The organism is Pseudonocardia sp. ICBG162, from assembly GCF_020496225.1.
GTDB classification, from domain to species: domain Bacteria; phylum Actinomycetota; class Actinomycetes; order Mycobacteriales; family Pseudonocardiaceae; genus Pseudonocardia; species Pseudonocardia alni.
Map to the genome: position 1 here is coordinate 1 of NZ_JAHLJD010000003.1, position 15,421 is coordinate 15,421.

Consider the following 15,421-nt stretch of genomic DNA (forward strand, 5'->3'; position numbering starts at 1 on the left):
AGAAGATCTTCTACCCGCAGCTCCTCGCGCACGGGGAGGACCCGGAGGACGAGACGCTCGACGCCATCGGGGACCACAACGAGATCCGCGACGGCGTCGCGCAGGCCGAGCGCAGCCCGGTCGGCAGCGGCCAGTGGTGGGAGGGGGTGTGGGCCGCCCGCCGCGCCAACGACGAGCACATGGGCGAGGAGGAGAACGAGGGCCTCGCCAACTTCCGCCTGAACGCCACCACCGGCCTGCGCGAGTCGCTCGGCCGGCAGTTCGCCGAGTTCCTCGACGCCCACCCCACCACCGCGGGCCTCGACAACTCCGACAAGGACCCCGAGGGCTACGTCGAGGAGGTCCAGGCCGAGATCGACCCGTCCGACCCGACCCGTGACGGGCTCGGCATCGGCAGTCTGAAGGGGAAGTAGACATGGCCGTGCACGACCACCTCCTGCGGGAGAAGGCACCCATCCCCACGACCGCCTGGAAGGCCGTCGACGACGAGGCGCGTGAGCGCCTGACCCCGCTCCTGGCCGGGCGCCGCCTCGCGGACTGGACCGGGACCGCGGGCTGGCAGACGTCGTCGGTCGACCTCGGTCGCTCGCAGCGGCTCGACGGGCCGCCGCCGGGCGTCGCCGTCGACGGCATCACGGCCCGCCTGCGCCGGGTGCAGCCGCTCGCCGAGTTCCGGGTCCCGTTCACGGTGTCCCGCGACGAGATCGACGACCTGCAGCGCGGCGCCCAGGACCCGGAGTTCGACGACCTCGCCCGCGCCGCCCGTGCGGCCGCCGCGATCGAGAACCGCGCGATCTTCCACGGCTGGCCGGAGGCCGGCTTCGAGGGCATCGCGGACGTCTCGCCGTACGACACCGTGGCCCTGGGCGACAACCCCGAGACCTACCCCGGCGCCGTCGCCCGTGCGGTGGACCAGCTGCGTCGCAACGGCATCGAGGGCCCCTACGCGATGGCGATCGCGCCCGAGGGCTACACCCGCATCGTGGAGACCGCCGAGCACGGCGGCTACCCGCTGTTCGAGCACCTGAGCCGCATCCTCGGCGGGCAGATCCTGCGCGCCCACGGCCTCGACGGTGCCGTGGTCGTCAGCCAGCGCGGCGGGGACTTCCTGCTCGACGTCGGCCAGGACCTGGCGATCGGCTACTCCGACCACGACGCCCGCGAGGTGCACCTCTACCTGGAGGAGAGCTTCACCTTCCGCGCCGTCGAGCCGGACGCGAGCGTGCGCCTGCGCTGACCCGCGGACCCGCCACCGGCCGTGCCCCGTCGTGATCCGGCGGGGCACGGTCGTGTGCGGAAAGTGTGCCCCCGCAGGACTCGAACCTGCGACCTAGAGATTAGAAGGCTCTTGCTCTATCCAGCTGAGCTACGAGGGCCGGCCGCCCCGGACCTCGTCCGGTGCGCTCCCACCGTAGCGAGGAGGGCAAGCGATCACGGCCGCGGCACCGCCGTCAGGAACCACCCGATCCGGCCCGTGTGCTGGGCGGAGTGCCATCCGACCGGTTGAAGCACACGCCGAACGGGCCTCGCCTGCGACGCTGACGGACCGTGACGTCCATACTGTCCCCATGGTGCTGGGACTGCGATCCGCGCTCGGGTCGGATGTGGGCCGTCGCCGGACGTCGAACCAGGACTCCGGAGCGACGACCGGCCGACTGCTGATCGTGGCCGACGGGATGGGCGGTCACGCCCACGGCGAGATCGCGAGTGCGACGACGGTGTCGGTGTTCACCGAGCTGGAGGCCCGCCTCCCGCAGGACCTCACCGACATCGACCTCGCCGCCGAGCTGACCGAGGCGCTCAACGACGCCACGGACCGGCTGGCCCGCCGCGCCGCGGACGAGCCGGAGATGCGGGGGATGGGCACGACCGTCGTCTCGCTGCTCCTCACCGGCGACCAGCTCGCGCTCGCCCACATCGGCGACTCGCGCATCTACCTGCTGCGGGGTGGCGAGCTGAGCCGTCTCACCCACGACCACACGATGGTCCAGCAGCTCGTCGACCAGGGCCAGATCACCCTCGAGGAGGCGGCGCACCACCCGCGCCGATCCGTCCTGATGCGTGCGCTGAGCACCGACCACGCGCCGGACCCGGACCTCGACCGTGTCGACATCCTTGCCGGGGACCGCTACCTGCTCTGCTCGGACGGCGTCACCGCGGTGCTCGACGACGAGGCCCTGCACCGCGAGCTCGCCTCCGGCGCCGAGCCGGACCAGGTCGTCACCCAGCTCATCGCGCTCGCCAACGAGGGCGGCGGGCCCGACAACATCACCGCGATCGTCGCCGACGTCGTGGAGATCGACGACGTCGACGGCCCGGGTCAGGACCTGCGGATCGCCGGGGCCGTCGCCGAGATCGCCACCGCGGACTGACCCTCAGCGCCGGGCCACCACCCGGCGCAGCCGCACCGTGCGGACCGCCGAACGGTGCGCCGCGAGGTCCGCCCGGGCCCGCTCCGGCAGATCGGGTGGGTAGACGCCGGCCGCGCACAGCTCGTCCGCCCCGTCCGATGGTTCGACCCCGTCGAGGGTGAAGTCGAGACGGTCGTCGGCGAGCACGGCGAAGTCCGCGGCGGCCGCGAGCCACTCCGGGTGCTCGACGGCCGACCGGTGCCGCCACGCGTCACGCACCGCCTTCCTCAGCGCGCCCCCACCCCAGCCGAACGACCGGGGCGCCGGCACCAGGACCGAGATGAGGCCGTGCGGGGCGAGTACCCGCCGCAGCTCCGCGAACAGACCGTCGATGTCCCGTAGGTGGGGGAGCAGCATCGGGACGGCGACCCGGTCCACCGACCGCGTCCGCAGCGGGAGCGCCACGGGCGACGCCGTGATCCACAGGGGCTCACTGTTCCCCGCCTCCACCACCAGCCGCCCGGCGACGACGGTCGCCCGGACCCGACTCGTCGCACCCGGGTTCGGCACCAGGCCGCTGCGGTGAGCTCCGCTCCGGCACGCAGCCGGTGCAGGACGGGCGGGAGGACGTCTCCGTCGGGCTGCACGCGCCGAGTCTCGCGTGCCAACGGACGGCTCCCACGGGGCACCACGACGAACGGCCACCCGCGGACGACGATCGTGATCACCCGCCCCGGCCGGTCCCCGTCGAGGACGAGCTCCCGCCTGCCGACCGCTCGTCGCGACCGGACGCCACGACGGACGGTCGAAAAAAATCTTGAAATTAGTTGGCGGGCAGGAGGGCGCGGGACGAACGACGGGTGGAGCGCTGGTTCCGGCCCCCATCGCGAGCTTCCACTTGCGCGATCGGCGCTGGTCAACCAGTATCCGGAGTGAGCTCGTCAGGGCGACCGTTCGTCGCTCGACAGGGTCGGGCTCGACCGTGGTGCTGTGCGGCCCGGAGACGGGTCTGCCCAGGTCAGCACGGGTTTCCGACCCCGGTTTGACGTGCCCGAATGCCATGCCGTAACTTTCTTCCTGTCAGCGAGTGAGCCGGACAGAACGGGCCCTGAAAGGCTCGGTCAACAGGCCCCGCGGACAGCGACCCCCGGTGGTTCACCGAGTTTCTCGGTGTGGTTACCTTTGTGGGTCAAGGCGATCCGTCTTCAGGATCCCGCTCTTCTTGAAGAGTCCGGGTGATTGCGGTGCGGGTGTCTTTTGAGAACTCAACAGTGTGTCGAGCTATTTATTCGGTTTGGCGTTTTGTGCCAAATTGTTTGTTTGGTTGCAGCATTCGATCCCGTCGGGTGTTGTGGCCAGTTGTTTGTTGTAAGTCAGGGTTTTGTTGGAGAGTTTGATCCTGGCTCAGGACGAACGCTGGCGGCGTGCTTAACACATGCAAGTCGAGCGGTAAGGCCCTTTCGGGGGTACACGAGCGGCGAACGGGTGAGTAACACGTGGGTGACCTGCCCTCCACTCTGGGATAAGCCTGGGAAACTGGGTCTAATACCGGATAGGACCACTGATCGCATGGTTGGTGGTGGAAAGTTTTCTCGGTGGGGGATGGGCCCGCGGCCTATCAGCTTGTTGGTGGGGTGATGGCCTACCAAGGCGGTGACGGGTAGCCGGCCTGAGAGGGCGACCGGCCACACTGGGACTGAGACACGGCCCAGACTCCTACGGGAGGCAGCAGTGGGGAATATTGCGCAATGGGCGGAAGCCTGACGCAGCGACGCCGCGTGGGGGATGACGGCCTTCGGGTTGTAAACCTCTTTCGCCAGGGACGAAGAGCAATTGACGGTACCTGGAGAAGAAGCACCGGCCAACTACGTGCCAGCAGCCGCGGTAACACGTAGGGTGCGAGCGTTGTCCGGAATTATTGGGCGTAAAGAGCTCGTAGGCGGTGTGTCGCGTCGGCCGTGAAAACTTGGGGCTTAACTCTGAGCGTGCGGTCGATACGGGCATCACTTGAGTTCGGCAGGGGAGACTGGAATTCCTGGTGTAGCGGTGAAATGCGCAGATATCAGGAGGAACACCGGTGGCGAAGGCGGGTCTCTGGGCCGATACTGACGCTGAGGAGCGAAAGCGTGGGGAGCGAACAGGATTAGATACCCTGGTAGTCCACGCCGTAAACGTTGGGCGCTAGGTGTGGGGACCATTCCACGGTTTCTGTGCCGCAGCTAACGCATTAAGCGCCCCGCCTGGGGAGTACGGCCGCAAGGCTAAAACTCAAAGGAATTGACGGGGGCCCGCACAAGCGGCGGAGCATGTGGATTAATTCGATGCAACGCGAAGAACCTTACCTGGGTTTGACATGCACCAGACATCCCTAGAGATAGGGCTTCCCTTGTGGTTGGTGTGCAGGTGGTGCATGGCTGTCGTCAGCTCGTGTCGTGAGATGTTGGGTTAAGTCCCGCAACGAGCGCAACCCTTGTTCCATGTTGCCAGCACGTAATGGTGGGGACTCATGGGAGACTGCCGGGGTCAACTCGGAGGAAGGTGGGGATGACGTCAAGTCATCATGCCCCTTATGTCCAGGGCTTCACACATGCTACAATGGCTCATACAGAGGGCTGCGAGACCGTGAGGTGGAGCGAATCCCTTAAAGTGAGTCTCAGTTCGGATCGGGGTCTGCAACTCGACCCCGTGAAGTTGGAGTCGCTAGTAATCGCAGATCAGCAACGCTGCGGTGAATACGTTCCCGGGCCTTGTACACACCGCCCGTCACGTCACGAAAGTTGGTAACACCCGAAGCCGGCGGCCCAACCCTTGTGGAGGGAGCTGTCGAAGGTGGGACTGGCGATTGGGACGAAGTCGTAACAAGGTAGCCGTACCGGAAGGTGCGGCTGGATCACCTCCTTTCTAAGGAGTCCCATCATGTGATGGGGCACCACACGCTCGTAAGTGAGTTGTGCTCATTTTGGGTGTCTGTGGTTCCTTCATTGAATCGCATCAGCGGCCCCGTTCGTGGGTTGGGTGCGTTGGGTGGAACGCAGCACGTCGGACCGTGTTGGCTTGGCACACTGTTGGGTCCTGAGAAGACATCTGCGGTTCTTCGGAACGGTGGTTCTTCTTTGGCCGCTCTGGTCGGGGGCTTCCTAACGCCTGCTTGTGTGTGGGTGGTGGTTGTTTCTTGGTCGGGTGTGGTTGTGGGTTGAGTGTTGCATAGTGGATGCGAGCATCTTGTTGTGGTCAAGTTGTTAAGAGCACATGGTGGATGCCTGGGCATCAGGAGCCGATGAAGGACGTGGGAGGCCGCGATAGGCCTCGGGGAGCTGTCAACCGAGCTGTGATCCGAGGGTGTCCGAATGGGGAAACCCAGCGCCCGTCATGGGGCGTTACCCGTACCTGAATTCATAGGGTGCGTGGAGGGAACGTGGGGAAGTGAAACATCTCAGTACCCACAGGAAGAGAAAACAATAGTGATTCCGTGAGTAGTGGCGAGCGAAAGCGGAAGAGGCTAAACCGTGTCCGTGTCAAGCCGGCAGGCGTTGCGGGTGCGGGGTTGTGAGACGTGTCGTTCATCTTCTGCCGAGGATGGGACAACTTGGATCTGTGTTAGCGGAACGACTCTGGGATGGTCGGCCGTAGTGGGTGATAGCCCCGTACGCGAAAACACTGGGTTCTGTTGTGGGCGTGTTCTCGAGTAGCAGCGAGCCCGTGAAATTCGCTGTGAATCTGGCGGGACCACCCGTCAAGCCTAAATACTACCTGATGACCGATAGCGGACAAGTACCGTGAGGGAAAGGTGAAAAGTACCCCGGGAGGGGAGTGAAATAGTACCTGAAACCGTGTGCTTACAAGCCGTCAGAGCCTGCAGTGCTTTCGTGGTACAGGGTGATGGCGTGCCTTTTGAAGAATGAGCCTGCGAGTTATGCTTCGTGGCGAGGTTAACCTGTGTGGGGTAGCCGTAGCGAAAGCGAGTCCGAATAGGGCGCTGTAGTCGCGGGGTGTAGACCCGAAGCGGAGTGATCTACCCATGGCCAGGGTGAAGCGTCGGTAAGACGTCGTGGAGGCCCGAACCCACCAGGGTTGAAAACCTGGGGGATGAGCTGTGGGTAGGGGTGAAAGGCCAATCAAACTTCGTGATAGCTGGTTCTCCCCGAAATGCATTTAGGTGCAGCGTCGTGTGTTTCTCACCGGAGGTAGAGCACTGGATGGCCTAGGGGGCCGACAAGCTTACCGAAGTCAGCCAAACTCCGAATGCCGGTGAGTGAGAGCGCGGCAGTGAGACTGCGGGGGATAAGCTTCGTGGTCGAGAGGGAAACAGCCCAGATCACCGGCTAAGGCCCCTAAGCGTGCGCTAAGTGGGAAAGGATGTGGGATCGCCCGGACAACCAGGAGGTTGGCTTAGAAGCAGCCACCCTTGAAAGAGTGCGTAATAGCTCACTGGTCAAGTGGTCCTGCGCCGACAATGTAGCGGGGCTCAAGCGCACCGCCGAAGCCGTGGCAATGACATCTTTAGGTGTTGTTGGGTAGGGGAGCGTCCTGCATCTGGTGAAGCCCGGGAGTGATTTACGGGTGGAGGGTGTGGGAGTGAGAATGCAGGCATGAGTAGCGAATGCAGAGTGAGAATCTCTGCCGCCGGATGACCAAGGGTTCCTGGGCCAGGTTGTTCCGCCCAGGGTGAGCCGGGACCTAAGGCGAGGCCGTCAGGCGTAGTCGATGGACAACGGGTTGATATTCCCGTGCTCGTGATAGTGCGTCCATGCTGAATCTGGTGATGCTAACCATCCGAACCCACCTCGGCTCCTTCGGGAGTTGTGTTTGTGGGGGAGCGTGGGATCCGATCTGGTAGTAGGCAAGTGATGGGGTGACGCAGGAGGGTAGCTCCGCCACGCGGTGGTTGTCGTGGTGTAAGCCTGTAGCCCGAGTCCTAGGTAAATCCGGGGCTCATATAAGGGTGAGAGGTGATGCGTAGCCGATTGAGGCGAAGAGGGTGATCCCATGCTGTCGAGAAAAGCCTCTAGCGAGTGCTGTTGCGGCCCGTACCCCAAACCGACACAGGTGGTCAGGTAGAGAATACCGAGGCGATCGAGCGAACTGTGGTTAAGGAATTCGGCAAAATACCTCCGTAACTTCGGGAGAAGGAGGGCCGGTTGTCTTGAGGCTCCTTGCGGGCTAGGGACGGCCGGTCGCAGAGACCAGGCCCAAGCGACTGTTTACTAAAAACACAGGTCCGTGCGAAGTCGCAAGACGATGTATACGGACTGACGCCTGCCCGGTGCTGGAACGTTAAGAGGACCTGTTAGCTCCTTCGGGGCGAAGCGGAGAACTTAAGCGCCAGTAAACGGCGGTGGTAACTATAACCATCCTAAGGTAGCGAAATTCCTTGTCGGGTAAGTTCCGACCTGCACGAATGGCGTAACGACTTGGGCGCTGTCTCGACCACAGACTCGGCGAAATTGCACTACGAGTAAAGATGCTCGTTACGCGCGGCAGGACGGAAAGACCCCGGGACCTTTACTATAGCTTGGTATTGGTGCTCGGTTCGGCTTGTGTAGGATAGGTGGGAGACTGTGAAATCGCCACGCCAGTGGTGGTGGAGTCGTTGTTGAAATACCACTCTGGTCGAATTGGGTGTCTCAACCTCGGGCCATGATCTGGTTCAGGGACAGTGCCTGGTGGGTAGTTTAACTGGGGCGGTTGCCTCCCAAAGAGTAACGGAGGCGCCCAAAGGTTCCCTCAGCCTGGTTGGCAATCAGGTGTTGAGTGTAAGTGCACAAGGGAGCTTGACTGTGAGACTGACGGGTCGAGCAGGGACGAAAGTCGGGACTAGTGATCCGGCACCACCTTGTGGAAGGGGTGTCGCTCAACGGATAAAAGGTACCCCGGGGATAACAGGCTGATCTTGCCCAAGAGTCCATATCGACGGCATGGTTTGGCACCTCGATGTCGGCTCGTCGCATCCTGGGGCTGGAGTAGGTCCCAAGGGTTGGGCTGTTCGCCCATTAAAGCGGTACGCGAGCTGGGTTTAGAACGTCGTGAGACAGTTCGGTCCCTATCCGCCGCGCGCGTTGGAGACTTGAGGAAGGCTGTCCCTAGTACGAGAGGACCGGGACGGACGAACCTCTGGTGTGCCAGTTGTCCCGCCAGGGGCACGGCTGGTTGGCTATGTTCGGGAGGGATAACCGCTGAAGGCATCTAAGCGGGAAGCCTGTTCCAAGATGAGGTCTCCCACCACCTTCGAGTGGGTAAGGCTCCCAGTAGATGACTGGGTTGATAGGCCGGAGATGGAAGCCCTGTGAGGGGTGGAGTTGACCGGTACTAATAGGCCGAGGGCTTGCCACAACGAGTTGTTCGCATCCACTGTGTGACCCTGAGTCCACAACCATCCACGTTTCCCCGGTGATCCGGGGGAGTGTGGGGTGGTGTGTGTGCTCGACCCCTGCCCCTAGGTTTTTGGGGGTGGGGTGATAGTTGGATAGTGCTGTCGGTGGTCATTGCGGTAGGGAAACGCCCGGTCCCATTCCGAACCCGGTAGCTAAGCCTTCCAGCGCCGATGGTACTGCACTCGCCAGGGTGTGGGAGAGTAGGTCGTCGCCGACATTCAACTTTGATGGGATGTGCCCCGGACTTTCGAGTCCGGGGCATTTCTCATTTCCGGACCCTTTTTCGCTCCGATGCGTTATGCCGGTCCGGGGCGGGATCGGTGCATCCGTTCCCGGCCCTGGCACGGGGTCCTCCGGGGCCGGGGGTCGAGGCGCGTGCTCCCTCGTGGAGTCGCACCCGGTCCCGCACCACCGGTGGGCCGGCGCACCTCGCACGCTTTCCTGCGACCTCGCACCCTCTGCAGGGGCTGCGAGGTCGCAGGAACGTGTGCGACGTGCGGTGCCCGGTGCGGCGTGCGCGAAGGCTCCGTTGTAGGAGCGCGGTATCGGTGACTCGTTCCGCCGAGGGAGCTCCTCCGCCGGCGAGAGCGGACACGGTGGCGACGAGCGGGGTCGTGCCGTCTGCTCTCAGTCGCAGAGCGTGCGAGGTCGACGAAGGCTGTGCGAGGCGGCACAGGGTGGCCCGGAGAGCGCTGTGTGCGCCGCGGGGCCCGTCGGCCGATGCCGGGCACGTCCGTCGGGTGCGGTGCGCGGCTCGTGGCGGCCACACGGCTCCGCCACCGGGGCGGCCGCCGCCCGCGTCCGTGACGTCCACGGTCGGCGGCCTGCGACGAATCGTGTCGGGGCACGCCGCTGAGCGTCGGAGGCTCGATGCTGTGCGATCGAGAGCCCGCGTCCGGTGCGAGAGGGAGCAGGAGGCGTCGGGCGGGCGATGGTGTCCGCTCCGATCAGGCGGCGGGGTCCCCAGGGCCCGTGTCTCCGGTCGGCAGGGGATAGATGACGTGACGGCGGGATCCGTGCGGCCGCGGTGTCACCGCCCCGGGATGCCGGCTACGGGGATGGACATGTCCGGGTGGGGGGAAGCACACCGGACCGACAGTCGTCGTGGCCGAAGCGGGTCGGGACGGCCGGTCATCCCCAACGGGCACGGTTGTCCACAGGCTCTGACGTGACCCCGTCGACGGGGCGTGGGCGGGTGAAGCTCATGGGGACAACGCACCCCAGAGCCTCGGAGGATCCGATGAGCGACAACACCGCCACCATCGTCGGCAACCTGACCCGCACCCCCGTCCTGCGCTACACCGCGAACAGCATCCCGGTCACGGACCTGACGGTCGCGGTCAACCACCGTCGCAAGGACCCGATGACCGAGCAGTGGCACGACGTCGCGTGCACCTACTACACGGTGACGTGCTGGCGGACCCTGGCCGAGCACGCGGTGCGGACGTTCGAGAAGGGGCACCGCGTCATCGTCATCGGCCGGATGTACGTCGAGGAGTGGACGGGCCGGGAGGGCGACGTGCGGCAGAGCATCCGGATCGAGCCGTCCAGCGTCGGGCTCGACATCCGCTTCTCCCCGGCGGCCGTCGCGCCCCGGCCGTCGGTGTCACAGGGGCCGTCGGTGCCGCAGGCCCGGGGCACCGACGACGCCGCCATGCGATGGGGCACCCCGCCCACCGAAGAGCCGGACCACGACGGGTACGACGACGCCCCGGACGAGGTCGAGAGTGCGGAGCTCGACGAGCTCGCGAGGCTGGCGACCGCACCGGCCTCGAGCGGCTGAGCGGGCCCGATCTACCATCGCATCGTGGCGGATCTGATTTACACGATGCGGAACGTGCGTAAGGCGCACGGCGACAAGGTCATCCTGGAGAACGCGTCGATCAGCTTCCTGCCGGGGGCGAAGATCGGCGTCGTGGGCCCCAACGGCGCCGGGAAGTCGACCGTCCTCAAGATCATGGCAGGGCTGGAGAACGCGAACAACGGCGACGCCTTCCTCAAGCCCGGGGCGACGGTCGGTATCCTCCAGCAGGAGCCCCCGCTCAACGAGGAGAAGACCGTCCTCGGGAACGTCGAGGAGGGCCTCGGCGACGTGAAGGTCAAGCTCGACCGGTACAACGCGATCGCCGAGGAGATGGCGACCAACTACACCGACGAGCTGATGGAGGAGATGGGCCAGCTCCAGGAGGAGCTCGACCACGCCGACGCGTGGGAGATCGACTCCCAGCTCGAGCAGGCGATGGACGCACTGCGTTGCCCGCCCGGGGACGCCGAGGTCACCCACCTCTCCGGTGGTGAGCGCCGGCGCGTCGCGCTGTGCAAGCTTCTGCTGTCCCAGCCCGATCTGCTCCTGCTCGACGAGCCCACCAACCACCTCGACGCCGAGAGCGTCCTGTGGCTCGAGCAGTTCCTCGCGAGCTACCCGGGCGCCGTCCTCGCGGTCACCCACGACCGGTACTTCCTGGACAACGTCGCAGGCTGGATCCTCGAGCTCGACCGCGGACGCACCTTCCCCTACGAGGGCAACTACTCCACCTACCTGGAGAAGAAGGGCGAGCGCCTCGCCGTCCAGGGCAAGAAGGACCAGAAGCTCCAGAAGCGCCTGAAGGAGGAGCTGGCCTGGGTCCGCTCCAACCCGAAGGCCCGCCAGGCGAAGAGCCGCTCGCGGCTCGACCGCTACGAGGAGATGGCGACCGAGGCCGAGCGGCACAAGAAGCTCGACTTCGAGGAGATCCAGATTCCGCCGGGCCCGCGCCTGGGCAGCCAGGTCGTCGAGGTCTCCCACCTCGACAAGGGCTTCGACGGCCGCCAGCTGATCAAGGACCTCTCCTTCACGCTGCCGCGCAACGGCATCGTCGGCGTGATCGGTCCGAACGGTGTCGGTAAGACGACGCTGTTCAAGACGATCGTCGGTCTGGAGCACCCGGACTCCGGCGAGGTCAAGATCGGCGACACGGTCAAGCTGTCGTACGTCGACCAGAACCGCGGCGGGATCGACCCGAAGAAGACCGTCTTCGAGGTGGTCTCCGACGGGCTCGACTACATCCAGGTCGGCAACACCGAGATGCCGTCGCGCGCCTACGTCGCGGCGTTCGGCTTCAAGGGCCCGGACCAGCAGAAGCCGGCCGGGGTCCTGTCCGGTGGTGAGCGCAACCGCCTCAACCTGGCGCTGACGCTCAAGCAGGGCGGCAACCTGATCCTGCTCGACGAGCCGACGAACGACCTGGACGTCGAGACCCTCGGTTCGCTGGAGAACGCGCTCGAGCAGTTCCCCGGCTGCGCCGTGGTCATCTCCCACGACCGCTGGTTCCTCGACCGGACCTGCACGCACATCCTGGCGTGGGAGGGCACGGACGAGAACCCGGCCGAGTGGTTCTGGTTCGAGGGCAACTTCGAGGCCTACGAGAAGAACAAGGTGGAGCGCCTCGGCGCGGAGGCGGCGCGACCGCACCGGGTCACCCACCGTAAGCTCACCCGCGACTGATCACCGCCCGGTCCGGACCTCCCCATCCGGTCGGGCCGGCCCCGGCGACGGGTGACCGGCTCCCTCGGGAGGTCCGGACGGTGGTGTCACTCAGGGGAGGCGATGTGACGTTCGACCTGGGAGGTCGGGCCGCCGGCGCGACGACGGCCGAACTGCGCACGGCGGCGGCCCTGCGCTGGCAGCGGCCCCTGCTCACCGCGGAACTGGCGGAGCAGGCGTGCGCGCGAGCCGTCGCAGACGGTGACGATCTGCGCTGGCTGCAGGCCGCGGGCTGGCTGCTCGACGGCCACGCCGCGGGTGGGGACGCCCGCGACGTCGCCACCGCCGTCGTCGCCGGGGTGACCGGTCATGTCAACCCGGGTGACAGCACGGTCCCCGTGCCCCTCCGCGCGCCCGGCACCGAGGTCCTCACCCGTCCCGAGGGCGCCCGTCTGCGGGTGGAGCTGGCCGGGGTCGCCCAGGCCGACGGGGAGCTCGAGGCGGCTCGGGCACTCGTCGTCGGACTGCCGGACGACGCCCCGGGGGAGGACCAGGGGCTGCTGCGCCTCGACCGGCTCGCGGTCGAGGTGCGCTGCGCACTCGCCGGCGCCTCCGCCGCCGAGCTCGAACGGCTGCGCAGCGACGTCGACGCCTGCGGGTCCGGCTTCGGTGGCGAACCCGCGGCGTACGCGGACCTCGTCGTCGGGTCGGTGCACCGGGCCCGGCGCGAACACGACGCCGCCGTGGACCGCGCGCTGCGCGGCCTGGCCCAGCTCGGATGGACACCGGAACGGCCCGGGTCCCGCCCGCTGTCGACCCACCTCGCCGCGGCACTGCTCAGCCAGTGGATCACTGCGCTGCTCGACTCCGGGCACGTCCCGCCCGACGCGGTCGCCGCGGCCGCCGTGCAGCGCGACGCCGGGGACGCCGGTCGTCAGGGCGTGCTGCTGCGGCTCACGCTCGCCCGGGTGCAGGCGGGGCGCGCGGACCACGCAGCCCGCGCCCTGGTCGAGGCCGAGACGGCCGCGACGGCGCCGAACAGGCGGGCGTCCCCGCGCTGGTTGCAGCCTGCCGAACCGCCCAGTCCGAGCTGCACGAGGGCTCGGGCAGGTACCGCGAGGCCCTCGAGACGATGCGGGCCGCGATGGAGGCCGACCAGGTCGATCGCGACCGCGGGACGCGCTTCCGCGCCGCGGTGGCGGCGTTACTGCCGCTCGCCGCCGTCCGCACCAGCACCGCCGAGCGACCCACCCCGTTCCCGCGCACGGGCGGAGCGCCGGCCGTACCCGCCGAGCGTCCGGCTGCGACCGGAGGCGCCGTCGCCGGTGCTCCGACGGGCGGGCCCGGTGTCGGTACCCGGGACAGCGTCGGTCGCGGTACGCCGGAACCGGGGTTCGCCGCGTCCCGCTCCGGCGGTGCGGAGTCGTCCTCCGGCGGGGACCAGCGAGGCGGAGACGACCCTCCCGCCCGGACGCCCGTCGAGGAACGCACGGTCGGTGCCGGGACCGACCGCCCCGCCGGAACCGGCCACACCGAGCCCGAGCACGATCGCCCGACCGACGATCGGCCCCGGGCCGACCGGTCCTCCGCCACGGTGAGCAGGGACGGTCGCGGAGCCGGAGCCGGAGCCGGGGACGACGGCGCCACGGGAGCCGGGGCCACGAACGGCCGTCCGGCGAACGACCTCCCCGCGGCCCGGACGCTTCCCGGTGCGCTGGGCGCCGTCGGAGAGCCTGCTCTTGGCCCCGGCACGACGAACGGTGCCCAACGACGCCGCAACCGCCGCCCGTCGCCCGCCGACCGCACCGTGGAGCGGTCCACCGGCGCGAACCGGAACGGTCACCGTCCCGGCGAGGCCGCCTCACGACGGATGCGTCGTCGGCGACCGGTACGCCGGGCACGACCCACACCACAGGGACCACCGGTACGCCGGACACGACGGGCGCCGCAGGATCGTTTGACCGGGCGTCGGACGACACGACGGACACCGGAGGTCGACGACCCGCGGGCATCGACCCCGCCGACCCGCTGGGCGTCTCCGGGCTCCTCGCGGACGGGCCGGCACCAATGGCACCCCGGGACCCGTCGTGGACCGGGCCGTCGTGGACCCCCGACGCGGCAGGCGGTTCGCCGCTCGCCGACGCCCTCCTGGCCGAGTGGCGCGCCCCCGAGCCGCCTGCGGCCACGCACCGCAACGGGTCCCACGGCCCGGCTGACGTCGTTCCGCGGAACGGAGCACGGCACGACGGGGCCCACCGGTCCGGCGACGGCGACGGGGCCGACCGGCAGCCGGGCCAGGCCCCGTCGACGGTCACCGGAACGGGGCTCCCGCTCCGGAGCCGGCCGTCGTCGCCGAGCGGGCTGCGGGCGAGTCGACCCTCGCCGAGGCCGACCGAGGTCCGGTCGGCGAGCGCGCGCGCCGCGGCCCGTGTCCCGGACAGCGGCCCGGCAGCGGCACCGACCGCCCCCGCGGCCCCGACGGGTCCACCCGGTCCGGCGGAGCGGTCGATCGTCCTCGACCTCGTCGACGGCGACCTCGAGACCGTCACCGGTACGGCGGCGGTGGGGGCCCTGCACGACGTGGTCACCCGGGCCCGCCGGTTGGTTCCGCCATCCGGGACCACACGTCGCGACGACGACACGGTGCGGGTCACCCTGCCCGACGTCGACCACGTCACCGTCCTGCTCTGGGCACGGTCGCTCGCGACGCACCTCGGCGGTCGCGTGCGCCGGGGCGGGCTGCCGGCGGGGACGTCCCTGCGGATGCAGGCCGTCGGACCGCACGGTGTCGAGGGCGACGAGATCGTCACCGAGCTGACCGGGCCGGACACGCCGGCGCCCCTCCCTGAGGCGCCCTCGGCCCGGGTCGGTGGGCACTCCGGCGCCGCGCAGACCGGGGACGCGGGGTCGGGTGCCGGTGAGCCGTCGGCCGCCTCGGAGCCGGTCGCGGGGCCGGCGCTGGCGACGCCGCTGGACCTGTCCGGCGAGCGCGCGGCCCGGGGCGGGCGGCGACGGGCCGCCGGCGACGGGACGGCGTCGTGAGCGCCGTCGGTCTCACCGTGCGGCCCGGGAGCGGCGGGCGGCGGCGCTCCGACGGAGCCGTCCGGGACCCGGCGGCCCGCGACCGGACCGTCCGGAGCCCGGCCGCCCGCGACTCCGGTGCCCGGGATCGTGGCCCCGGACACCTCGCCGAGCCGCACCCCTCCGCCCGCGACGAGGCCCGAGACGGGGCCCGC

The 15,421-nt window shown here is 68.0% G+C and carries 9 protein-coding genes, 1 tRNA gene and 3 rRNA genes; 11 read left to right on the plus strand and 2 right to left on the minus strand.

All coding sequences use genetic code 11. From position 1 onward, the window contains the following. Window positions 1–413 (plus strand): hemerythrin domain-containing protein (locus KPL60_RS00200; protein ID WP_226364492.1); only part of this gene is annotated, 413 nt, incomplete at its 5' end. A 2-nt stretch (window positions 414–415) separates the two neighbouring features. After that, a complete protein-coding gene (locus tag KPL60_RS00205; protein ID WP_226355677.1) occupies window positions 416–1,237 on the plus strand; it encodes a family 1 encapsulin nanocompartment shell protein in 822 nt (273 codons plus the stop codon). Window positions 1,238–1,303: 66 nt separating this feature from the next. Here the strand turns inward: KPL60_RS00205 and KPL60_RS00210 are convergent. After that, window positions 1,304–1,376 (minus strand) — tRNA-Arg (locus KPL60_RS00210). A gap of 192 nt (window positions 1,377–1,568) precedes the next feature. Between KPL60_RS00210 and KPL60_RS00215 the strand changes: the two genes are divergently transcribed. Further along, window positions 1,569–2,372: a PP2C family serine/threonine-protein phosphatase gene (locus KPL60_RS00215; RefSeq protein WP_226355678.1), complete on the plus strand. Its 804-nt coding sequence runs from the start codon at window positions 1,569–1,571 to the stop codon at window positions 2,370–2,372. A gap of 3 nt (window positions 2,373–2,375) precedes the next feature. On the opposite strand, the gene KPL60_RS34380 is transcribed toward KPL60_RS00215, so the two are convergent. Next, on the minus strand, window positions 2,376–2,921 hold the full coding sequence (locus tag KPL60_RS34380) for a class I SAM-dependent methyltransferase (protein WP_226364493.1): 546 nt from the start codon (window positions 2,919–2,921) through the stop codon (window positions 2,376–2,378). Between the two features lie 811 nt (window positions 2,922–3,732). Between KPL60_RS34380 and KPL60_RS00225 the strand changes: the two genes are divergently transcribed. The 8 genes from KPL60_RS00225 to KPL60_RS00260 form a co-directional block, all read left to right on the plus strand. After that, window positions 3,733–5,252, plus strand: a 16S ribosomal RNA gene (locus KPL60_RS00225). A 328-nt stretch (window positions 5,253–5,580) separates the two neighbouring features. Continuing rightward, a 23S ribosomal RNA gene (locus KPL60_RS00230) occupies window positions 5,581–8,681 on the plus strand. Window positions 8,682–8,822: 141 nt separating this feature from the next. Beyond that, window positions 8,823–8,939 (plus strand): 5S ribosomal RNA (rrf, locus tag KPL60_RS00235). Together the 16S, 23S and 5S rRNA genes form the textbook arrangement of a ribosomal RNA operon. A 1,023-nt stretch (window positions 8,940–9,962) precedes the next feature. After that, a complete protein-coding gene (locus KPL60_RS00240) occupies window positions 9,963–10,505 on the plus strand; it encodes a single-stranded DNA-binding protein (RefSeq protein WP_226355680.1) in 543 nt (180 codons plus the stop codon). 24 nt (window positions 10,506–10,529) lie between these two features. Continuing rightward, entirely contained in the window at window positions 10,530–12,206 is a 1,677-nt protein-coding gene (ettA, locus tag KPL60_RS00245; RefSeq protein ID WP_226355681.1) for an energy-dependent translational throttle protein EttA, read from the plus strand. A gap of 104 nt (window positions 12,207–12,310) precedes the next feature. Next, the gene (locus KPL60_RS00250) at window positions 12,311–13,783 is read left to right on the plus strand and encodes a hypothetical protein (protein WP_226364494.1); all 1,473 of its coding nucleotides are present in this window, start codon (window positions 12,311–12,313) and stop codon (window positions 13,781–13,783) included. A 469-nt stretch (window positions 13,784–14,252) separates the two neighbouring features. Beyond that, window positions 14,253–15,227, plus strand: coding sequence for a hypothetical protein (locus tag KPL60_RS00255; protein WP_226364495.1), 975 nt, complete (start codon window positions 14,253–14,255; stop codon window positions 15,225–15,227). Then, window positions 15,224–15,421: hypothetical protein (locus tag KPL60_RS00260; protein WP_226364496.1), on the plus strand; the 198-nt coding region annotated here is incomplete at its 3' end. The genes KPL60_RS00255 and KPL60_RS00260, both read left to right, overlap by 4 nt.